At 54.8% G+C, this 18,062-nt stretch carries 26 protein-coding genes and 1 pseudogene; 10 read left to right on the top strand and 17 right to left on the bottom strand.

The window, feature by feature from the left end; translation table 11 throughout:
* Nucleotides 1-39: 39 nt before the first annotated feature.
* Nucleotides 40-576 (top strand): J domain-containing protein, encoded by a 537-nt coding sequence (locus tag ACZ1GS_RS09130; RefSeq protein ID WP_472694899.1) that lies wholly within the window; start codon nucleotides 40-42, stop codon nucleotides 574-576.
* Here the strand turns inward: ACZ1GS_RS09130 and ACZ1GS_RS09125 are convergent.
* The 12 genes and pseudogenes from ACZ1GS_RS09125 to ACZ1GS_RS09070 all read right to left on the bottom strand — a co-directional run bounded on the left by ACZ1GS_RS09125 (nucleotide 573) and on the right by ACZ1GS_RS09070 (nucleotide 4,939).
* Nucleotides 573-869, bottom strand: coding sequence for a SecDF P1 head subdomain-containing protein (locus ACZ1GS_RS09125; RefSeq protein ID WP_472694898.1), 297 nt, complete (start codon nucleotides 867-869; stop codon nucleotides 573-575). The genes ACZ1GS_RS09130 and ACZ1GS_RS09125 overlap by 4 nt on opposite strands.
* A 118-nt stretch (nucleotides 870-987) precedes the next feature.
* Nucleotides 988-1,398, bottom strand: coding sequence for a SufE family protein (locus ACZ1GS_RS09120; protein ID WP_472694897.1), 411 nt, complete (start codon nucleotides 1,396-1,398; stop codon nucleotides 988-990).
* A gap of 64 nt (nucleotides 1,399-1,462) precedes the next feature.
* Nucleotides 1,463-1,693, bottom strand: coding sequence for a hypothetical protein (locus ACZ1GS_RS09115; protein ID WP_472694896.1), 231 nt, complete (start codon nucleotides 1,691-1,693; stop codon nucleotides 1,463-1,465).
* Between the two features lie 45 nt (nucleotides 1,694-1,738).
* Nucleotides 1,739-2,008, bottom strand: a complete 270-nt coding sequence (locus tag ACZ1GS_RS09110; protein ID WP_472694895.1) for a hypothetical protein — start codon at nucleotides 2,006-2,008, stop codon at nucleotides 1,739-1,741.
* A 24-nt stretch (nucleotides 2,009-2,032) separates the two neighbouring features.
* Nucleotides 2,033-2,299 (bottom strand): hypothetical protein, encoded by a 267-nt coding sequence (locus ACZ1GS_RS09105; protein WP_472694894.1) that lies wholly within the window; start codon nucleotides 2,297-2,299, stop codon nucleotides 2,033-2,035.
* Nucleotides 2,299-2,562 (bottom strand): hypothetical protein, encoded by a 264-nt coding sequence (locus ACZ1GS_RS09100; RefSeq protein WP_472694893.1) that lies wholly within the window; start codon nucleotides 2,560-2,562, stop codon nucleotides 2,299-2,301. The genes ACZ1GS_RS09105 and ACZ1GS_RS09100 overlap by 1 nt, the downstream gene beginning before the upstream one ends.
* 12 nt (nucleotides 2,563-2,574) lie before the next feature.
* Nucleotides 2,575-2,905: pseudogene (locus ACZ1GS_RS09095) on the bottom strand (hypothetical protein).
* A gap of 1 nt (nucleotide 2,906) precedes the next feature.
* Nucleotides 2,907-3,209, bottom strand: coding sequence for a hypothetical protein (locus ACZ1GS_RS09090; protein WP_472694892.1), 303 nt, complete (start codon nucleotides 3,207-3,209; stop codon nucleotides 2,907-2,909).
* Nucleotides 3,210-3,235: 26 nt separating this feature from the next.
* Nucleotides 3,236-3,616: an envelope stress response membrane protein PspC gene (gene pspC / locus ACZ1GS_RS09085; RefSeq protein WP_472694891.1), complete on the bottom strand. Its 381-nt coding sequence runs from the start codon at nucleotides 3,614-3,616 to the stop codon at nucleotides 3,236-3,238.
* Between the two features lie 2 nt (nucleotides 3,617-3,618).
* Nucleotides 3,619-3,921 (bottom strand): envelope stress response membrane protein PspB, encoded by a 303-nt coding sequence (gene pspB, locus ACZ1GS_RS09080; RefSeq protein WP_472694890.1) that lies wholly within the window; start codon nucleotides 3,919-3,921, stop codon nucleotides 3,619-3,621.
* Nucleotides 3,921-4,592: a phage shock protein PspA gene (gene pspA / locus ACZ1GS_RS09075; RefSeq protein WP_472694889.1), complete on the bottom strand. Its 672-nt coding sequence runs from the start codon at nucleotides 4,590-4,592 to the stop codon at nucleotides 3,921-3,923. Before pspA ends, pspB begins: the two co-directional genes overlap by 1 nt.
* Before the next feature lie 164 nt (nucleotides 4,593-4,756).
* Nucleotides 4,757-4,939 (bottom strand): hypothetical protein, encoded by a 183-nt coding sequence (locus ACZ1GS_RS09070; protein WP_472694888.1) that lies wholly within the window; start codon nucleotides 4,937-4,939, stop codon nucleotides 4,757-4,759.
* A 170-nt stretch (nucleotides 4,940-5,109) separates the two neighbouring features.
* Between ACZ1GS_RS09070 and pspF the strand changes: the two genes are divergently transcribed.
* The gene (pspF, locus tag ACZ1GS_RS09065; protein WP_472694887.1) at nucleotides 5,110-6,159 is read left to right on the top strand and encodes a phage shock protein operon transcriptional activator; all 1,050 of its coding nucleotides are present in this window, start codon (nucleotides 5,110-5,112) and stop codon (nucleotides 6,157-6,159) included.
* A gap of 96 nt (nucleotides 6,160-6,255) precedes the next feature.
* Nucleotides 6,256-6,864: a superoxide dismutase gene (locus ACZ1GS_RS09060; RefSeq protein WP_472694886.1), complete on the top strand. Its 609-nt coding sequence runs from the start codon at nucleotides 6,256-6,258 to the stop codon at nucleotides 6,862-6,864.
* A 79-nt stretch (nucleotides 6,865-6,943) separates the two neighbouring features.
* Here ACZ1GS_RS09060 and ispZ read toward each other — a convergent pair whose 3' ends face one another.
* The 5 genes from ispZ to ACZ1GS_RS09035 form a co-directional block, all read right to left on the bottom strand.
* The gene (ispZ, locus tag ACZ1GS_RS09055; RefSeq protein ID WP_472694885.1) at nucleotides 6,944-7,597 is read right to left on the bottom strand and encodes a septation protein IspZ; all 654 of its coding nucleotides are present in this window, start codon (nucleotides 7,595-7,597) and stop codon (nucleotides 6,944-6,946) included.
* Nucleotides 7,594-8,523, bottom strand: a complete 930-nt coding sequence (gene ftsY / locus ACZ1GS_RS09050) for a signal recognition particle-docking protein FtsY (protein WP_472694884.1) — start codon at nucleotides 8,521-8,523, stop codon at nucleotides 7,594-7,596. The genes ispZ and ftsY overlap by 4 nt, the downstream gene beginning before the upstream one ends.
* Nucleotides 8,520-9,785 (bottom strand): tRNA (N(6)-L-threonylcarbamoyladenosine(37)-C(2))-methylthiotransferase MtaB, encoded by a 1,266-nt coding sequence (mtaB, locus tag ACZ1GS_RS09045; RefSeq protein WP_472694883.1) that lies wholly within the window; start codon nucleotides 9,783-9,785, stop codon nucleotides 8,520-8,522. The genes ftsY and mtaB overlap by 4 nt, the downstream gene beginning before the upstream one ends.
* Nucleotides 9,782-10,600, bottom strand: a complete 819-nt coding sequence (dapF, locus tag ACZ1GS_RS09040) for a diaminopimelate epimerase (protein ID WP_472694882.1) — start codon at nucleotides 10,598-10,600, stop codon at nucleotides 9,782-9,784. Before dapF ends, mtaB begins: the two co-directional genes overlap by 4 nt.
* 91 nt (nucleotides 10,601-10,691) lie before the next feature.
* Nucleotides 10,692-12,362, bottom strand: a complete 1,671-nt coding sequence (locus tag ACZ1GS_RS09035; protein WP_472694881.1) for a putative bifunctional diguanylate cyclase/phosphodiesterase — start codon at nucleotides 12,360-12,362, stop codon at nucleotides 10,692-10,694.
* A gap of 271 nt (nucleotides 12,363-12,633) precedes the next feature.
* Here ACZ1GS_RS09035 and ffh point away from each other — a divergent pair, with 271 nt between their 5' ends.
* The 7 genes from ffh to ACZ1GS_RS09000 all read left to right on the top strand — a co-directional run bounded on the left by ffh (nucleotide 12,634) and on the right by ACZ1GS_RS09000 (nucleotide 18,046).
* The gene (ffh, locus tag ACZ1GS_RS09030) at nucleotides 12,634-14,097 is read left to right on the top strand and encodes a signal recognition particle protein (protein ID WP_472694880.1); all 1,464 of its coding nucleotides are present in this window, start codon (nucleotides 12,634-12,636) and stop codon (nucleotides 14,095-14,097) included.
* A 45-nt stretch (nucleotides 14,098-14,142) separates the two neighbouring features.
* Nucleotides 14,143-14,688, top strand: a complete 546-nt coding sequence (gene rpsP, locus ACZ1GS_RS09025; protein WP_472694879.1) for a 30S ribosomal protein S16 — start codon at nucleotides 14,143-14,145, stop codon at nucleotides 14,686-14,688.
* A gap of 12 nt (nucleotides 14,689-14,700) precedes the next feature.
* Nucleotides 14,701-15,180 (top strand): ribosome maturation factor RimM, encoded by a 480-nt coding sequence (gene rimM / locus ACZ1GS_RS09020; RefSeq protein WP_472698105.1) that lies wholly within the window; start codon nucleotides 14,701-14,703, stop codon nucleotides 15,178-15,180.
* An 88-nt stretch (nucleotides 15,181-15,268) separates the two neighbouring features.
* Complete coding sequence (locus ACZ1GS_RS09015; RefSeq protein WP_472694878.1) at nucleotides 15,269-15,475, top strand: hypothetical protein; 207 nt, start codon at nucleotides 15,269-15,271, stop codon at nucleotides 15,473-15,475.
* A 75-nt stretch (nucleotides 15,476-15,550) separates the two neighbouring features.
* On the top strand, nucleotides 15,551-16,393 hold the full coding sequence (gene trmD / locus ACZ1GS_RS09010; protein WP_472694877.1) for a tRNA (guanosine(37)-N1)-methyltransferase TrmD: 843 nt from the start codon (nucleotides 15,551-15,553) through the stop codon (nucleotides 16,391-16,393).
* A complete protein-coding gene (gene rplS, locus ACZ1GS_RS09005; RefSeq protein WP_472694876.1) occupies nucleotides 16,390-16,833 on the top strand; it encodes a 50S ribosomal protein L19 in 444 nt (147 codons plus the stop codon). The genes trmD and rplS overlap by 4 nt, the downstream gene beginning before the upstream one ends.
* Before the next feature lie 187 nt (nucleotides 16,834-17,020).
* Nucleotides 17,021-18,046, top strand: coding sequence for an aspartate-semialdehyde dehydrogenase (locus ACZ1GS_RS09000; protein WP_472694875.1), 1,026 nt, complete (start codon nucleotides 17,021-17,023; stop codon nucleotides 18,044-18,046).
* Nucleotides 18,047-18,062 lie beyond the last annotated feature (16 nt).

The following is an 18,062-nucleotide window of genomic DNA, read 5'->3' as shown; positions in this document are numbered from 1 at the left end:
GGCTGGCCCCGACCGGCCGTGTTTGTTAGAGAAAGCGTTATGCCAAAAGCCAAGCGATCCGACAATTGGGGGTTCCCGCGCTGGGGCAGCTATGAAAGCTCCCGTGAAACGCAGCAGGTGAAAATCTGTGATCGTCATGGTTGCGATGAAGCGGGCAATTGTCCCGCTCCGAAATCGCCGAACAATCCGGACCGCTGGTATTTCTGCGAAAAACACGCTGCGGAATATAATCGCGGATGGGATTATTTCGAAGGACTCGACAAGGAAGAACGAGCGAAACGCGAAGCCGATGAGCAGCGAGATGCCAATGCCTATCAAGAATCCAAACATTATAGCTGGATGGGCTCTGGTGACGGCAGCCGGTCGCGCGACGAAATGACCGCGCTGGAAATATTTGACCTGACGCCGGACGTTGATTTTGAAGCGGTGAAAAAGGCCTGGCGCGCGATGGCCAAGGAATTTCATCCCGACGTCAATCCGGGCGATGAAGAGGCGGCCAAGAAGTTTCAGGCGGCACAGGCGGCCTTTGATGTTCTGAAGGTCGCAGAGGAACGGCGCGTTTGGAAACCAGTCTAGTAAGGATTTGGGGCTATTTTTCTGGCAAGCTCATCGGCTTCGGCCGCTGAAAAACCGCCATTGAGCACGAAGTTTCCGGAATAGATATAATCCTGCAATATCGGTTCTGAAATCACTTTGCCATCGACCGCGAGTTCCAGTTTCTGTCCGATTAGGTCTTTTTGGAGCGCGATAAACTTCTCGGCACCACGGGGCGAAAGATTGATGAACAGACCGTGGGTAAAGTCAGAATAGCGCTCCGGCTGCACGGTGATATTTTCGATATCCGCTGCTGAGAAAGCGATGCCATTCACTGTAAGGCCCGAGGCGGTTTGTGTGGCCGCCGAAACCGGAAGCGGGTTGTCGGTTGAAGCGCACCCAGTCGTCAACACTATCGGCAGGAGGGAAGCGAGAAGCGCCGCCCGCGGAGGCTTACGCCGTCGCATAGCGCCTGGCGGTATCCTCTATGAGCGCAATCATGTTGGGTATGCCCTGCGTGCGGTTGGAGCTGAGCTGGTTCTTCAGATCAAACGGCTCGAGCGTCTCCGCAATATCCGTCTGCAAGACGCTATCGGCGGTCTGCCCCTGTACCGTTTCCAGCACCAGCGCGATAATGCCTTTGGTGATTGCCGCATTGCTGTCGGCGAGAAACTGGAGGTGGCCATCATCGGCTTGTGTGGGATAAACCCAGACGGATGCGGAGCAGCCGCGTACCAGAGTCGCATCAGTTTTCAGGGCATCCGGCATGGGGTCGAGATTTTTTCCCAGATCAATTAGCAGCCGATACCGGTCATCGGCTTCCAGAAACTCATATTCTTCAATCAGATCGTCTATTTTGCTCATCCGTGTCCGCTAGCAGGGTCAGGGATTCTGCGTCATCATTTTTTCGGCACAGCTGCCGAGGAAATTATAGTTCCACGCCTGCTGCAATCGCTTCCAGCTTGCGGATGCGCTCTTTCAGATCAGCCACTTCAATGCGCGAAGTGGCGCTGGGGGGATTGTCGTCACGCTTTTGCTCGAGTTCGCGTGTCTTGAGCGCGATCCAGTCCCGCCAGCCGCGTAACGCAACCAGCGAAATGGCGGTCATTCCGATAACCGTAAATGCTGCCGTGATCAGATAGAAACTGGGTTCTGGCATGAGGCTTTCCTTCTTCTTCTAAAATGCTAAAATTGATGTGCCGCTTCAGCGGTCTCTCAATTTTTCGATTTCCTGTTCGAGGTCGCGGGCGCCGCGATCGTCGGTGGCGATTTTTTCTAGGACCTGGACGCGTTCCTTGAGATACTGGACCTCTTCGCGAAGGCGGTCTGCATCGGGATCGGCAGTTTGAGAGATGCTCAGCGCATTGCCGTCTTCATCTTCCAGGATTCCGTTTTGTGCGCGATATTTGCTGGTCATCACTTTGCCAATTGTCACCACAATGATGATCGCAACAACTGCTTCTTCCCAACCCATAAACTTACCTCCTCTTCGTGTTCGTCAATTATCTCTCAGCTTTGCTATTTCGTTTTCCAGTTGCTTGGCACCATGGCCATCCGTGACAATCTGTTCCAACGTTGCGACGCGATCTTTGAGATATTTCATTTCTTCCTGCATCCGCTTGCCGTCTTCGCTTTCAGGTGCATTTTTGCCAAGCAACAGCAGTTCTTTTTGCTTTTCCACCATATTGCTTTGATGGCGCGTCCATATCCACAGGCCACCAAGGCCAAATGGGGCGAGGGGAATGAGTAGCGCTAACCAGTCCATTAATTGAGTTCCTTTGTTGCAGATTCGTCGCGCAGATCTTCTATCTGTGCGGCGAGATCGAAGCCCTTGTCAGTGACAATCCGCTCGAGGACACGCACGCGCTGTTCCAGTTGCTGATTGGTCGCGGCATATTGTGCGGCTTTTTCTGCAGAAATGACCGACTGCTTTTCCATCATTTTCTGCTGATGGTTGGTCCAGATCGCGAACACGCCAATGGCCATGCCGGCAAACGGGATCATCAGAGCAATATATTCAATTGGCATCTTCTTCTCCCCTCAGTTGGCCGGTTTGTCGCGTAAGGCGTCAATTTCGCTGGTCAGCCGGTGGCTGTCATCTGTGACAATCCGTTCGACATTGGCCAGACGGTCTTTCATCGATCCGATTTCAGCGCGCAATTCGGCATTTTCGTTGGTGAGCAGCTTGACCCGCTCAACCGCTTCGCGGTCCGTACTGGGGTGCAGGGCATTGCCCCAGCTTCCTTCCAGCGGGTATCCGTTCTTGATTCTGCATCCAGGTGTTCACAACCCAGCCGCCAACCGCAAATGCGCTGATCAGTGCGGCATAGGGCAGGATGTCCAGAATAAAGGCTGCTTTGTCCGGTTCCATATTATCGGTCCTCCGATCTCAGAGCTTCAATTTCATCCGCGGTCCGCTTCGCCGGATCGGTGGCGATCCGTTCGAGGACCTGCAGTCGCTCCTGCAGGCGGTCGATCTTGCCAACCAGCTCTTCATTTTCGCTGGAGAGCAGTTCGATTTTACGCGCTTCGTCAGGATTGCTTTTAGCGGTGCTACCGCCCCACTCATCTTCGAGCGGATAGCCATGTTTGGCGCGTACCCAGTTGTTGATAATCCAGCCAGCGTAGCAAACCGCGATGATCGCAATCACAAATCCTGGTCCACCCCAATTCATAGTTGATCTCCCTTATGTCCCGACACTCAGCGCAGCTTTTCGATTTCGTTCGAAAGCGTCGTGTTCTTTGTCGTATAATATAGTTCCATGTCAGCTAGCCGGCGGTCGATCTCGCGGAAGCGGGATCTCACGTCACGCGCCGTGCGACGGGGAGACTGGCGGACGCCCTGCCAGAATTGCAGCTCTTCCTTGTCCCCGTACAGTTCGATGGGTTTGGGATCGGCAAATTTTGCCGCCGCCCAATAGGCGATAAACGTCGTCGGAAACGGAATGGCGAAAGTGGCAAAAATCGCGAGCATTCTTACCCAGAACACATTGATCCCAGTATAGTCCGCTATCCCTGCGCAAACACCACTCCATTTGGCACGCTGTTTATCGAGATAGAATTTTGTGCGGGATGAAGTCATGACTAGCGCCTTTCCTTTTTCAGCAGAGTGTCAAAATTTTCCAGCGTAGGCGCTGGTTCGCTCGGTTTAGGAAGAGCAGACTGGCGCCAATCGGGATTGTCTGCTGCCATAATCCGTTCGATGGTTTCCATTCGCTCATCTAGGCGACGGGCCATACTGTGGAGTTCATCCAACAGTTGCTCATCTTCGTTTGTAATCGTCGAAGCTGTTTTCCACTTGGTGATGTAGTGGAACACTAGCCAAGGGAGGCCCACAAATAGCGTGAGCATGCTGAAAATAGCTATCGGTACGACTTCTTCTGGCATTATTTATCACCTTTCTTCATGGCGGCCTTCATGGCTTCGAGTTCATCATCGACCTTGTCGCTCGATTCCAGCGCGGCGATCTGGTTTTCCAGGGTTTGCGGTTCACCGCCCATGGACAGCGAGTCTGCGCGGCCCTCTGCGAGATCAACCTGCCGCTCGAGATATTCGAACTTCGAGAACGCATCATGGACTTTCTCGCCATTATACATCTCGCGGATCTTGTACCGGTTTTCCGCGCTTTCGAGCCGGTTGACGAGGCTGCTCTGACGCGAGCGGGCTTCCTGTAATTTCTTCTGCAATTTCGCGATGTCCTCTTCATTGGCACGCAACGCATCGTCCAATACCTGGATCTCGACTTTCAGTTGCTCGGACATGTCTGCCGCTTTGCGCTTTTCGATGAGCGCGGCCTTGGCGAGGTCTTCACGGTCCTTTGACAGGGCGAGCTGGGCCTTTTCATTCCAGTCATCGGTCAGCTGTTCGAGCTTGTCGATATGGCGGCGCATTTCTTTCTGGTCGGCGATGGTGCGGGCTGCCGATGCCCGGACTTCAACAAGTGTTTCTTCCATCTCGAGGATGATCATGCGGATCAGCTTCGATGGATCCTCCGCCTTGTCGAGCATGTCGGTGACATTGGCGGCGATGATGTCGCGTGTCCTTGAAAAAATACCCATGTAAAAACTCCGGTCTTTGCTAGCATTGTGCCTGGAATGGTTCGAACGTTCAGGCTGGTCTTTAAAAAAATTCTCGTCGATAAATTCTACGTCGTCAATCTGAAAAGGTGGCCGGGACTTCACTTCGGCAAGGGGGAATGAAGGAGTCCCGGCCATTTCGCCTGTCACGCTTTGTAGCTGACAGTTGGGGAAATCGTACCATCTTCGGCGATCGTCGTGCCCTGTGCTTCTGCTGGGCCGACCGCGCTGATCAGGATGGTCATCGAAAATAACAAAACCGAAATAATCGCAGAAATATCTGTTTTGCTCAGGCTTTTCATTCTGACTGAATTGATAAGTGCTGACATGATGTCCTCCGATTGATTTCGTTTTTCCGATCCCTTGCGGGTTCGAAACTAACTTTGCAGGAGGCGTGCCAGTTTTATAATCTATTGAAATAAAACGGTAATTCAATTTTTTGTGGATTTTGATATAGTATGAATTGCTATTTAGTGGGAAATTACACTATAGGTTGGGCATGGAGCGCGAAAGTCAGTTCATAGGGGAGTCCGGGGCTTTTCTCGATGCGGTGGAAAAAGCCAGCCGGGCGGCGCAACTCGACCGTCCGGTCCTTGTTATCGGGGAGCGGGGAACGGGTAAAGAGTTGATTGCCGAGCGGCTCCATCGGCTCAGCATGCGTTGGGACGGACCGCTGATCACGCTGAACTGTGCCGCGATGCCGGAAACCCTTATCGAGGCCGAATTGTTCGGACATGAAGCGGGTGCTTTTACGGGCGCGACCAAAAACCGCGTGGGCCGGTTTGAAGAAGCGGACGGCGGTACGTTATTTCTGGATGAACTCGGTACGCTTTCAACCGCAGCACAGGAACGGCTGCTGCGCGCTGTTGAATATGGTGAAATCACCCGCATCGGTTCTTCCCGGCCACAGCGCGTCGATGTTCGCATCGTAGCGGCGACCAATGCCGACCTTCCCAGAATGGCCGAGGAAGGCAAGTTTCGGGCGGATTTGCTCGATCGGCTGTCGTTCGAAGTCGTAACTTTGCCGCCCTTGCGCTACCGGGAAGGCGATATTCCCGTGCTGGCAGACTATTTCGGTCGCAGGATGGCTGCCGAGCTGGAATGGCCGCAATGGCCCGGCTTCGGCAAACTCGCCGCCGAGGCCCTGAACCGCCACGAATGGCCTGGTAATGTCCGGGAATTGCGCAATGTCATCGAGCGGGCGGTCTATCAATGGAGCGATGCGTCGAGGCCGGTTGATCATATTGTATTTGATCCATTCGAATCCCCCTGGAAGCCGAGGGAAATGCCCTCCAGGCTAAGTTCTCCTGCGGAATCGAGCTCTGCTGAGGCGAAGGCGCCGGAGGCAGCGCCTGCTGCTGCACCAGCCGAACCGTCCTTTGCCGCTGTCGATGACATGAAAGAGGCAGTCGAAGCTTTTGAGAAACGCATTTTGGAATCAGCCCTGGCAAAGTCCCGCTATAATCAGCGCCAGACCGCCAAAGCGCTCAATCTGACGTACGACCAATTGCGCCATTCGCTCAAGCGCCACGATCTGCTGGGCCATTGAACCACGAATATATGGCCCAATGGCCAGTTGTTGCGATCGGCATTTGTCTGTATAGGCTCCGGTAGAAAGTCTTTCTAATCATGGAGAATATTTCCGATGGCCTTTGCACTTCCCGATCTTCCTTATTCCAAGACCGCTTTTGGCGACCTTATCTCGGAAGCCACGTTTAACTATCACCACGGCAAGCATCACAACGCCTATGTCGGCAAAACCAACGATGCGATTGCCGGCACCGCGCACGACAGTGCAAAGCTGTCCGATGTCATTCGCGCGGCTGATGGCGGCCTGTTCAACAATGCGGCGCAAATCTGGAACCACAGCTTCTACTGGTTGTGCCTGAGCCCAACCAAGAAAGAAATGCCGGCCGAATTGCAGAGCCGTATCGAAGCCGATTTCGGTTCGGTTGACGCGTTCAAGGAACAATTCAAAGCCGAAGCGGTTGGCCATTTCGCCAGCGGTTGGGCCTGGCTGGTGTTGAACGGCGACAAGCTGGAAATCACATCCTTGCATGATGCCGACAGCCCGGTCGCGCATGAAGGCATGAAGCCGCTGTTGACGCTCGATGTGTGGGAACATGCTTATTATATCGATTATCAGAACGCACGTCCGGACTATGTCTCGGCCTTACTCGACAATGCAATCGACTGGGACTTTGTCGCGCAGAACCTTGATGGCGAAGGGGTCAGCCGCGCTGATCAGGGCTAAAGTCCAAAGCAATATTGGTAAAAACCGCGTCGATTGATTTCGGCGCGGTTTTTTGTTTCTGGATTGGTGACGGGCCGGGTTATTCGGGTTGAACCTTGTCTTTGCCACCCTCTTCGTCTTCGTCCTCGAGTCCAAGATCAAGGCCATGCCGCATCAGCAAGGGCACATTGGCGAGGGCAAAGATGAAGGACAGGATTGTCACGCCCCAGACTTTCACGGTTAGCCACATGTCAAAATCAAGCATGGCGCGCATGACTTCATTGAGGATCGCCATGCCGAGAAAGAACAGCGCCCAATTGCGGGACAGTTTGAGCCAGCCTTCGTCAGACAGCCCTTCATAAGCGGCCTGCAGCAGATATTTCAGCATCGGCTTGCCGCGTAGCAGGCCCGCACCGAGAATGACCGCAAAGCCGGTATAGATAATGGTCGGTTTGATCTGGATGAAGCGCGGATCGTTGAAATAGATGGTGAGGGCGCCAAAACCGATGACCAGAACCGCCGACAACCAGAGCATCGGCGATATCTTGCCAAGCTTCCACTTGGACACGATAACAGCGATGACGATGGCGACCATGAAAGCCGCTGTCCCGTATATCGCTGCCAGTATCGGGCTGCCTTCGGGCGCACCGAATTTGTAGACCAGGAAAAAGACCAGCAGTGGTCCGAAATCGAGGGCAAAGCCGAGGCCCTTATGCTCGTTTTTTGGTTCGATCGTAACGACGTCATCACTCATGTGTGTTTTCCTGCAATGGCGGCAGCCAGATCATTGGGATCAAACGGCCGCAGGTCTTCAATGGTTTCACCAACGCCAATAGCATGGATCGGCAACTCGAATTGCTTGGCGGCAGCGACCAGCACACCGCCGCGCGCAGTTCCGTCCAATTTGGTCATGATCAGCCCGGTGACTTTTGCGACTTCCTTGAACACTTCGATCTGGGACAGCGCATTCTGGCCGGTGGTCGCATCCAGGACCAGCACGATGTCATGGGGCGCTGCGGGATTCAGTCGGCCGAGAACGCGGCGGATCTTGTCAAGTTCGTCCATCAACTCCGTCCGGTTCTGCAAGCGTCCGGCGGTGTCAACGATGAGCACATCAATCCCGGTTGCGGTTGCCTGCTGGACGCCTTCATAGACGATGCTGGCACTGTCGCCGCCTTCCTTGCCGCTGATAAAGGGCACTCCAAGGCGGTCCGCCCAGATTTTGAGCTGTCCAATCGCCGCTGCACGAAAAGTATCCCCGGCGGCGAGCATGACGCCATAATCCTGTTCAAGAAACAGATGCGCGAGTTTGGCAATGGTGGTGGTCTTGCCTGATCCATTCACGCCGATCACCAAAATGACCTGTGGGCGGGGAAAGGCATCTATTTCCAGAGGTATCGCGACCGGATCGAGAATCGTCGCGATTTCGGATTGAATGATGGCCCGCACCGCTTCTTCGGTCAGGCCTTTTTCAAAGCGCTCCTTCGAGAGTTTCTCCCGAATGGATGCCGCAGTGGCTGGGCCGAGGTCGGACAGAATCAATGCGTCCTCGATATCATCCAGTGTCGCATCGTCGAGCTTGGCCTTGGTGACCAAGCCCGAGAGATTTTCTGTCAGACGACCGGATGTCTTGCTGAATCCGCCAAACAGGCGGTCTTTCCATCCCGGCTTGTCATTCATGAGAGGCGCCTTCCGACAAGTTGCGTCCCGTCTGTGGCGATGATTTTAACCGGTACAATCTGCCCCCCTGTGGCTGGTTGTTCGAGTTGAACATGAGCGAAGTTTTCAGCATAGCCTGCGGTTCCGCTCAATTCACATAATATATTCTGCGTTGTTCCGATCAGGGATTCGCGCCACTTTTGGGCAACCGCCGCCGTGGCGTTGCGCAGATCCCGCGCGCGCTGTTTGATCACGGCACCGTCGACTGGCGGCATTTTTGCCGCGGGTGTTCCCTGGCGTGGAGAGTAAGGAAAGATATGGCCGTGCACCACCGCGCATTGCTCGACAATATCGAGACTGTTGGCAAGCATGTCATCGGTTTCGGTTGGAAAGCCGGCGATAATATCGGCACCGATGGTGATATCCGGTCGTTTGGCCTTCAGACGGGCGACCAGTTCAATTGCTTGTTCGCGACTGTGGCGGCGCTTCATCCGCTTGAGGATCAGGTTGTCACCCGATTGCAACGACAAATGCACATGTGGCATCATTCGGGGTTCACCGGTCAGCAGATCGAACAGACGATCGTCAATCTCGACGCCATCAACCGAAGACAAGCGCAGCCGTTTGAGATCGGGAACATGATTCAGCAGGCGTTCCACCAGCAGGCCGAGGCTCGGTGAACCGGGAAGATCCGGACCGTAACTGGTGACGTCCACGCCGGTTAGAACCACTTCCTGAAAACCTTGGTCAACCAGCGCCTGGACCTGCTCGATGACCTGGCCTGCCGGAACCGAGCGGCTGTTGCCGCGGCCATAGGGTATGATGCAAAAGGTACAGCGGTGATCGCAGCCATTTTGCACTTCGACAAAGGCCCGCGACCGTTCAGCAAAGGCGCTGACCATGTGCGGTGCGGTTTCAGTAACCTGCATGATGTCGGAGACCCGGATGTCTGGTTTGTTGGTCTGGATGCCTAATTTGAAATTGGCAGAATCATATTTGTCGAAATTGCCGACGACGGCGCTGGTCTCGGGCATGGCCGAGAACATGTCAGGATCAATCTGGGCCGCGCAGCCGGTGACGACCACTTTCTTGTCGGGATTATCGCGCTTGGCACGGCGTACCGCCTGACGGGTCTGTCGCACCGCTTCATTGGTGACTGCACAGCTGTTGACGATGATCAGATCGTCTGTCGCGATATCAGCGCCAGACAGGCTCTGCCGGATCGTTTCGCTTTCGGCAATATTCAAGCGGCAGCCCATGCTGATAATTTCCAGTGCACTCATCCGAAATCATCCCAATTTACGGTGCCCGAAAAGACATAGGTTGTTGGCCCTTGCATCTTGATCGTTTCGCCGGGCTGCCAGCTGATGGTCAGCCCGCCGCCTGGCAGATGAACCACCACCGGGCTGCTAACCAGACCGCGGCGCAGCGCGGCCACTGCTGTGGCGCAAGCGCCGGTGCCGCAAGCGCGGGTGAGGCCCACGCCGCGCTCCCAAACGCGCAAATGGATGGCATCGTCGGCGACATGCGCGACATTAACATTGACGCGCTCGGGAAATAGCGGATCCACTTCAATCATCGGCCCGAGCCGATCCAGCGGGACGGCATCGGCATCATCGACGAAGAATATCACATGCGGATTGCCGACATTGACCGCGGCAGGATCCTGAAGCTCTTCCCAGCCGACGGGCATGTTGAGCGTATCCATGGCATAGGCGAGGGGAATGGCCTGCCAGTCCAGCACGGCAGCACCCATGTCGACGACCGCACCGTCTTTCGTGGTGCTGCCAGTCAATATACCGGCTTTCGTCTCAATCGCGGTGTCATCGCCGAGTAATTTGATCACGCAACGGGTGGCATTGCCGCATGCTTCGACCTCTCCGCCATCGGCATTGTAGATTTGCATATACACGTCAGCGGCGTCAGACGGGCGCAGGATGATAAGCTGATCGCATCCGATGCCATTGTGACGGTGCGCAATGGCTGCGGCTTTGGCGTTGGACATGGAAAAGGCCGCCGATAATTCGGGTTCGCGCACGTCGATAATGACAAAGTCATTACCCAGTCCATGCATCTTGTGAAATTGGCCGATCGTCATGCTTGGCGATGTAGGGGGCGTGACGGATCAAGTCCAGCCTTTCAGGTTCGGGAAAGCCCGCAGGATCTGTCTTGCCCCAATAGGGACCGGGTTAACCGACTTTGCGCTGGGCTTCGGCGTTTGGAACGATCTGTTCCTCTGCAGCCACTTCGGCGTATTGCGGCGTAGCGGGTACGGGCAGCAAATTCCGCTCTGCCAGAACGCGGCGGGTTTGCTCGACCGACAGCGGGCGTCCATAATACCAGCCCTGGCCTTTGGCACAGCCGATATTACGCAGCTCGTCTTCAATTTCCTTGTCTTCAATACCTTCTGCCGTGATCGGCATGCCGAGGCTGCTGCCAAGGCTGGTAATCGCTTTGACAATGGCTGCGCTTTCGGAATTTTCGAGGATCGACGTGACAAAACTGCGGTCGATCTTGATCCGGTCAAATGGCAAGGCACGCAAGTGAGCCAGCGAGCTGTAGCCGGTGCCGAAATCATCAAGAGCGATACGAATGCCCTGGTTTTTGAGGCTGCCAACAATCGATTGTGCAAGACTTAGGTTCTCGAACAAGCTGCTTTCGGTAATTTCAATTTCCAACCGGTTTGGCGGAAATCCTGTTTCGACAAGCAATTTGACGATTTTCTGCGCCAGCCACGGATCAAGCAATTGCACGGGCGAGATATTGACAGAGATCGTCAGGCTCGGATCCCAGTCTTTGGCATCTTCGAAGGCCTGGCGCATAATATTGAGCGACAGTTCACCGATCATGCCGGTTTCTTCGGCAATCGGGATGAAAACTTCGGGAGAAACCAGACCCTGGGTTGGGGAATCCCAACGGGCGAGCATTTCAAACCCGGTCAGTTTTCCCGTCGCGAGATCAATCTGCTGCTCATAATAAGGGACGAACTCGTCATTCGGAATGCCTTTGCGCATGCCGGATTCGATCGTGTTGCGGGTTTTCAGTTCCTGTTCCATCGAAACATCGAACCAGCAGAACCGGTTCCGGCCCTGTTTCTTGGCGCTGTACATCGCAATATCCGCGCGACGCATCAAGACTTCGACGCTTTCCGATTCAAAATCGAAACGGGACATGCCGATGGACGTGGTAACAACAAGATGATTGCCGTTTTCCATGATCGGGGCGGCGATGCTTTCAATCAGGTCATCGGCAATGCGATCGACCATTTCCGGTTGATCCGGGTCGAAAACAAAGGCGCAAGCAAATTCATCACCGCCGAGGCGTGCGAGCAGATTGTTCGGCGGGATGACGTCCGCAATACGGTTTGCCACTTCCTTGAGAACAATATCACCGGCGCTGTGCCCATGCACATCGTTGACGGTTTTGAAATTGTCGAGGTCGAGCATCATGAAGGCGATGCTTTTATTCTTGCGCTGAGCAGCAGCGATCATCTCTGAAGTTTTTTCGGCGAGTGTGCGGCGGTTCAGGAATCCCGTCAGGGGATCAGTCGCCGCGAGCGAGTTGGCCCGTTCTTCCGCCGCTGCCCGTTCGGCGACTTCAGCTGCAAGATCGCGATACCGGCGCCAGCCAAAGAGAATAAGTGCAATATTAAGCAGGAACCCTGATACCATGAGATTGTCGCTGGTACGCCCATAGCCAGCTATCGAAGAGATCGCATCGGACAATACCGTACCACCGGTGCTGACAAACATCAGGATCGCAAAAATGACGACGATGCTGGTAAAGACATCACGCCTTGCTGTAGCCGCATAAGAATTGCTGCTGGTTCCGCTCTCATTCTTGGTCATTTTCGTACTCATGACACTTTTCCCACTTTGTTGATTTCTCTAATGAACGGTTAAACGTCAATTTCTGGTTAACGGCGGTTCATATTTCGTTTCGGAAGAACAGGATGGGAAGGGGTTGCACGTTCATCGCTTATCGACTAATGGCCCTGTCGGAAGCGGCGAAAGCCGTGTAGGAATATCAAGTTCGAGCTCAACACTCACACGTCGGTCAGCGAGGTTTCGCCCACCGGCGCTTTTTGCGTTGACTTGAATATCGGCAAACGAGCGAAGAAAGGACGGCATCATGTTTGACAAGTTAAGCGATCGGCTTGGCGGCGTCTTTGACAAGCTGCGGGGCCGTGGCGCGCTCAAGGAAGAAGATGTTCGCGGTGCGATGCGCGAGGTTCGTATTGCGTTGCTCGAGGCCGATGTTGCGCTTCCCGTTGTTCGTGAGTTTGTTGAAAAGGTCACCGAGCAGGCGGTCGGTCAATCGGTGCTCAAATCGATTACACCGGGTCAGCAAGTCGTCAAGATCGTCAATGACGGCCTCACCGAAATGCTTGGTGCGGATGCCAGTGGGCTCAATCTGGCAGTGGCGCCACCGGCGATTGTCATGATGGTTGGTCTGCAGGGTTCCGGTAAAACGACAACCTCTGCCAAGATTGCCAAGCGCCTCAAGGACAAAGAGAATAAGAAGGTCCTGATGGCTTCGCTGGACGTCAACCGTCCGGCTGCGCAGGAACAGCTCGCGATTCTGGGCGAACAGGTCAGTGTCTCGACATTGCCAATTGTCGCTGGCCAGCAACCGGTAGAAATCGCCAAGCGCGCGTTGCAGGCGGCCAAGCTGCAGGGCTTTGATGTCCTGATGCTCGATACCGCTGGCCGGTTGCACGTCGATCAGCAGTTGATGGATGAGATGCAGGCTGTGGCCAGCGTCGCGAACCCGCAGGAAACCTTGCTTGTTGTCGACGCGATGACCGGCCAGGACGCGGTCAATGTCGCGCAGAGTTTCTCGGAGCAGGTTGATCTGAGCGGCGTTGTGCTCACCCGTATGGATGGTGATGCGCGCGGCGGTGCAGCGTTGTCGATGCGCGCCGTCACCGGCAAGCCGATCAAGTTTGTCGGTGTTGGCGAAAAAGTCGATGCGCTGGAAGAGTTTCATCCTGAACGGGTGGCTGGTCGCATTCTCGGCATGGGCGATGTTGTCAGTCTGGTGGAAAAGGCCGCGGCGACGGTCGACAAGGAAGAGTCGGATGCGCTGGCCGAGAAAATGCTCAAGGGCCAGTTCGATCTCAACGATCTTCGTACCCAATTGCGGCAAATGACCAAAATGGGCGGCCTGGGGGCTCTGGCCTCGATGATGCCCGGCATGAAGAAAGCCAAGGCTGCGATGGCTGGCGGTGCGATGGACGACAAGGTTCTGGTGCGCATGGATGCGATTATCGGGTCGATGACCAAGGAAGAGCGGGTGCGTCCCGGATTGCTCAATGCCAAGCGCAAAGTACGGGTTGCCAAAGGTTCCGGTACGACCGTGCAAGATGTTAACAAGCTCCTGAAAATGCATCAGGAAATGGCCAAGGCAATGAAGAAGATCAAGAAAATGGGCGGCGTCAAAGGCTTGATGTCGATGTTCGGTGGCGGCGGGGGCGCTGCAGGTGCCGGGATGGGCGGTCAGGGCGGCGGCATGGCAGGCATGCCTGGCTTGCCCGACATGAGCCCCGGCGGCTTGCCCCCCGATCTAGCGAATTTATTGAATAAGAAGAAATAGTTTTAAGTTTTTGAATATATTAGAAGATTATAAGAAAGGTTTATTATGTCAGTAGCAATGAGAATGGCCCGTGGTGGCTCCAAGAAACGGCCCTATTACAAAATCGTGATCGCCGATATCCGGTCGCCGCGGGATGGCAAATTTATCGAGCGTATCGGTAGCTACAATCCGTTGCTTGCCAAGGACGACGAAAAGCGCGTTGTTCTGGATCTTGACCGCGCAAAGCATTGGCTGAGTGTCGGCGCCCAGCCTTCCGATCGCGTCGCGCGTTTTCTGGATGCCGCTGGTTTGATGAAGCGCGAAGCGCGCAACAACCCGAACAAGGCAAAGCCTGGCGAAAAAGCCACCGAGCGCCTGGAAGAGAAAGCGGAAAAAGCCGCTGCTGCTGAAGAAGCAGCCAAGGAAGCTGCGGCGGCTCCAGCTGAAGAAGCACCGACTGAAGAAACCGCTGCTGAAGCACCGGCAGAAGAAGCAAAAACTGAAGAAGCTGCTCCTGAAGCAACGCCTGCCGAAGAAGCTGCGACCGAAGGCCCTGCTGCGGAAGACGCACCTGCTGCCGAGGAAGCAACCGAAGAAAAGTCCGAGGGATAGTCCTTGGCCGATATTGATCCGGACGCGGCCGTCCCTCTTGCCGTCATCATTGGCGCGCATGGGGTGACGGGCGAGGTCCGGCTCAAACTGTTCTGCGATACGCTGGACAGCCTCAAGCAGCACAAGAATTTCAATGGCGGCAAACTGACATTGAAATCGGTCAAACCCCATAAAATGGGCGCAATTGCCAGGCTCACCGAGATTACTGACCGCAACGCTGCGGAAGCGGCGAGGGGCACGGAACTGTCCGTTTCGCGCGCCGCCTTACCTGCGCTGGACGAAGACGAATTTTATCATATCGACATTATTGGCCTGCGCTGTGTTTCTGACAATGGCGAAGAGCTAGGCAAGATTTTCGCCATTTACGAATTTGGTGCCGGTGATGTGATCGAAATTGAACGCGCCAGCGGCAAGAAGTTCATGGTCCCGGTTGGCGCCATTGATATGCGCAATGATCCGGCGATTGTTCTATCGGATTTTGTCGAGCCGTGACCGGACCGATCATCTATATCGCGCTGATCGTGGTGATTGTTGCTTTCCCAGCCTATATGGGCTGGAAGATTTACCGAAAAAAGCCCAAATGATCCGGATGGCCGGCACGTTGCTTGCCGGGCAGATTATCATCACGCCGGGGATTGGGTTGATCGCCTTTTCTGCAGATCGCGGCGGTGATGAAAATCCGGTACGCACGCTCATCATTTATGGAGCCATGGCGCTAATGATCGCGATGATGACCTTTGTGATCATGGAAATGAAGACCGCTCGGGATCGCCATGGGCGTTCCTGACGATATAGCCGAAAACGGAAGGATTCCGCGTTTGACCGATCGCATGTTTTTACCGATGTTGGATGGGCTGTCGCAATGACCTTCACCGCCCAAATTCTGACCCTTTACCCGGAAATGTTTCCCGGGCCGCTCAGCACATCGCTGGCGGGCAGGGCGCTCGAGGAGGAGAAGTGGGCGCTAGAGACCATAAATCCGCGGGAATTCACCACCGACAAGCATCGCAGTGTCGACGATACGCCCGCCGGCGGTGGCGCCGGGATGGTTTTGCGGGCTGACGTCATGGCGGCGGCTGTGGATTTTGCGGTGGAGCGGATGGAAAGTATGCACCGTTCTCCTCAAACGCTGTCGAGATTCCATGATCCGCGTGAGAGGCCCGAATTTACGACCAGAATAAGACGAAAATCATCACCCAAACCGGCCCCAACCCTCGCCATGACGCCGCGCGGGAAACCGCTGACACAGGCGCGTGTGCGGGAGATTGCATCTGGCCCCGGTGTCAACATAATATGCGGTCGTTTCGAGGGATTTGACGAGCGATTGTTTGAGGCGCGCGACATTGAGGAAGTCTCGATTGGCGACTATGTTCTGTCCGGTGGAGAAATGGGCGCTTTGGTGCTTTTAGACGCTTGCATTCGGCTGCTTCCCGGGGTAATGGGCGCCTCGGCTAGCGGAGATGACGAGAGTTTCGAGAACGGAATACTCGAATATCCGCAGTTTACCCGGCCTCAGAAATGGGAAGGGCGTATCATCCCTGAAGTCTTGCGATCGGGGGATCATGCGAAAATTGCTGCTTGGCGGAAACAACGGGCAGAGGAAGATACACGGCTAAGGCGGCCGGATTTATGGGAACGTCATCGGGACGCTCCGGATCAGTCGCCCTCTGGTGCGCAGGAAGAGAATAAGGAAGATCGGTCATGAACCTGATCCAGACATTGGAAAAAGAAGCTGTCGAAGCATTCGCAGCGGCAAAAGATATCCCCGAATTTCGCGCTGGCGATACGCTTCGCATTGGTGTGCGCGTCGTTGAAGGCGAGCGCGTTCGTACCCAGAATTTTGAAGGTGTGTGCATTGCACGGACCAGCCGCGGCATGGGCTCCAACTTCACCGTCCGGAAAATTTCCTTCGGCGAAGGTGTCGAGCGTGTATTCCCGCTTTATTCGCCGAACATTGAATCGATTACGGTCGTTCGTCGTGGTGTCGTCCGTCGGGCGAAACTCTACTATCTGCGTGGCCGTACCGGTAAGCGTGCGCGTATTGCGGAGCGTCGTCTGAACGCGCCCAAGGAAACCGCGACCACAGCGAAACCGGCGGAAAAACCGGCAGAGAAACCCGCTGAGCAGGAAGCAGAAGCAAAATAAACATCGCTTCATAATGTATTCAAACAGCCGGTTTTCCCAAAAGGATTTCCGGCTGTTTTCATTTTGGTATCACCGACATACAGCGCCTGGTTCAAGGAGCATCGCGAGTTTGTAATGCGACTTCAACGGTGTGGACGGAATTGGAACCATTTCAGCATGATGCGGTCAGAAGGATTGAGAGAGCAAAATGGGTTATAAAGTTGCAGTTGTAGGCGCCACCGGAAATGTCGGTCGCGAGATGCTGAACATCCTCGCGGAACGGGAGTTTCCGATAGATAAGCTGGCCGCCGTGGCATCGCCGCGATCGCAGGGCAGCGAGATCGAAATGGGCGATACCGGCAAAATGCTCAAGGTTCAGAATATCGAGCATTTTGACTTTTCCGGATGGGATATGGCGCTGTTTGCTGCCGGTTCCGGTCCGACCAAGGAATATGCGCCCAAGGCGGCGGCCGCCGGTTGCACGGTGATCGACAATAGTTCGCTATACCGGATGGATCCCGATGTTCCGCTGATCGTTCCCGAAGTGAATCCAGAAGCGATTGACGGTTACAAGAAGAAGAATATCATCGCGAACCCCAATTGCTCGACCGCACAGATGGTCGTGGCGCTCAAGCCGTTACACGATGCGGCGACGATCAAACGCGTGGTCGTCTCGACCTATCAGTCGGTATCCGGAGCCGGCAAAGGCGGGATGGACGAGCTATTCGAGCAATCCCGTGCCATTTTCGTTGGCGATCCCAAAGACAACCAGGTCTTCACCAAGCAGATCGCGTTTAACGTGATCCCGCATATCGATGTGTTCCTTGATGACGGTTCGACCAAGGAAGAATGGAAAATGGTTGTCGAGACCAAGAAAATTCTCGACCCCAAGATCAAGCTGACCGCAACCTGCGTTCGTGTTCCGGTATTTGTCGGACATAGCGAAGCGATCCATATCGAATTCGAAAACGAACTTTCCGCCAAAGATGCTCAGAAGATTCTCCGCGAAGCGCCCGGGCTGATGCTGGTCGATAAGCGGGAAGATGAAGGCTATGTCACGCCGGTTGAATGTGTCGGTGAAAGCGCGACTTATATCAGTCGCGTGCGCGAAGATCCAACAGTGGAGAACGGATTGATTATCTGGTGTGTGAGCGATAATTTGCGCAAAGGGGCTGCGCTCAATGCGGTCCAGATCGCTGAATTGCTGGGCCGCAAGCATTTGCAGAAAGGTTAGAAATCAGGGCATTGTG

The organism is Parasphingorhabdus sp. W113, from assembly GCF_055693205.1.
Note: the sequence above shows the minus strand (reverse complement) of the source record. Positions and strands in the feature narration are given on the sequence as shown.

What these genes read in the sequence shown, in the direction of transcription:
- pspA (WP_472694889.1), bottom strand. Translation starts at nt 4,592, where the DNA reads ATGGGTATTTTTTCAAGGACACGCGACATCATCGCCGCCAATGTCACC.
- ACZ1GS_RS09035 (WP_472694881.1), bottom strand. Translation starts at nt 12,362, where the DNA reads ATGAGTACGAAAATGACCAAGAATGAGAGCGGAACCAGCAGCAATTCT.
- pspB (WP_472694890.1), bottom strand. Translation starts at nt 3,921, where the DNA reads ATGCCAGAAGAAGTCGTACCGATAGCTATTTTCAGCATGCTCACGCTA.
- ACZ1GS_RS09105 (WP_472694894.1), bottom strand. Translation starts at nt 2,299, where the DNA reads ATGGACTGGTTAGCGCTACTCATTCCCCTCGCCCCATTTGGCCTTGGT.
- rplS (WP_472694876.1), top strand. Translation starts at nt 16,390, where the DNA reads ATGAACCTGATCCAGACATTGGAAAAAGAAGCTGTCGAAGCATTCGCA.
- ACZ1GS_RS09015 (WP_472694878.1), top strand. Translation starts at nt 15,269, where the DNA reads ATGATCCGGATGGCCGGCACGTTGCTTGCCGGGCAGATTATCATCACG.
- ACZ1GS_RS09110 (WP_472694895.1), bottom strand. Translation starts at nt 2,008, where the DNA reads ATGGGTTGGGAAGAAGCAGTTGTTGCGATCATCATTGTGGTGACAATT.
- ACZ1GS_RS09000 (WP_472694875.1), top strand. Translation starts at nt 17,021, where the DNA reads ATGGGTTATAAAGTTGCAGTTGTAGGCGCCACCGGAAATGTCGGTCGC.
- ACZ1GS_RS09115 (WP_472694896.1), bottom strand. Translation starts at nt 1,693, where the DNA reads ATGCCAGAACCCAGTTTCTATCTGATCACGGCAGCATTTACGGTTATC.
- ACZ1GS_RS09100 (WP_472694893.1), bottom strand. Translation starts at nt 2,562, where the DNA reads ATGCCAATTGAATATATTGCTCTGATGATCCCGTTTGCCGGCATGGCC.
- ACZ1GS_RS09090 (WP_472694892.1), bottom strand. Translation starts at nt 3,209, where the DNA reads ATGAATTGGGGTGGACCAGGATTTGTGATTGCGATCATCGCGGTTTGC.
- ACZ1GS_RS09130 (WP_472694899.1), top strand. Translation starts at nt 40, where the DNA reads ATGCCAAAAGCCAAGCGATCCGACAATTGGGGGTTCCCGCGCTGGGGC.
- pspC (WP_472694891.1), bottom strand. Translation starts at nt 3,616, where the DNA reads ATGACTTCATCCCGCACAAAATTCTATCTCGATAAACAGCGTGCCAAA.
- ffh (WP_472694880.1), top strand. Translation starts at nt 12,634, where the DNA reads ATGTTTGACAAGTTAAGCGATCGGCTTGGCGGCGTCTTTGACAAGCTG.
- ftsY (WP_472694884.1), bottom strand. Translation starts at nt 8,523, where the DNA reads ATGAATGACAAGCCGGGATGGAAAGACCGCCTGTTTGGCGGATTCAGC.
- pspF (WP_472694887.1), top strand. Translation starts at nt 5,110, where the DNA reads ATGGAGCGCGAAAGTCAGTTCATAGGGGAGTCCGGGGCTTTTCTCGAT.
- dapF (WP_472694882.1), bottom strand. Translation starts at nt 10,600, where the DNA reads ATGACGATCGGCCAATTTCACAAGATGCATGGACTGGGTAATGACTTT.
- trmD (WP_472694877.1), top strand. Translation starts at nt 15,551, where the DNA reads ATGACCTTCACCGCCCAAATTCTGACCCTTTACCCGGAAATGTTTCCC.
- mtaB (WP_472694883.1), bottom strand. Translation starts at nt 9,785, where the DNA reads ATGAGTGCACTGGAAATTATCAGCATGGGCTGCCGCTTGAATATTGCC.
- rpsP (WP_472694879.1), top strand. Translation starts at nt 14,143, where the DNA reads ATGTCAGTAGCAATGAGAATGGCCCGTGGTGGCTCCAAGAAACGGCCC.
- ACZ1GS_RS09060 (WP_472694886.1), top strand. Translation starts at nt 6,256, where the DNA reads ATGGCCTTTGCACTTCCCGATCTTCCTTATTCCAAGACCGCTTTTGGC.
- ACZ1GS_RS09120 (WP_472694897.1), bottom strand. Translation starts at nt 1,398, where the DNA reads ATGAGCAAAATAGACGATCTGATTGAAGAATATGAGTTTCTGGAAGCC.
- ispZ (WP_472694885.1), bottom strand. Translation starts at nt 7,597, where the DNA reads ATGAGTGATGACGTCGTTACGATCGAACCAAAAAACGAGCATAAGGGC.
- ACZ1GS_RS09070 (WP_472694888.1), bottom strand. Translation starts at nt 4,939, where the DNA reads ATGTCAGCACTTATCAATTCAGTCAGAATGAAAAGCCTGAGCAAAACA.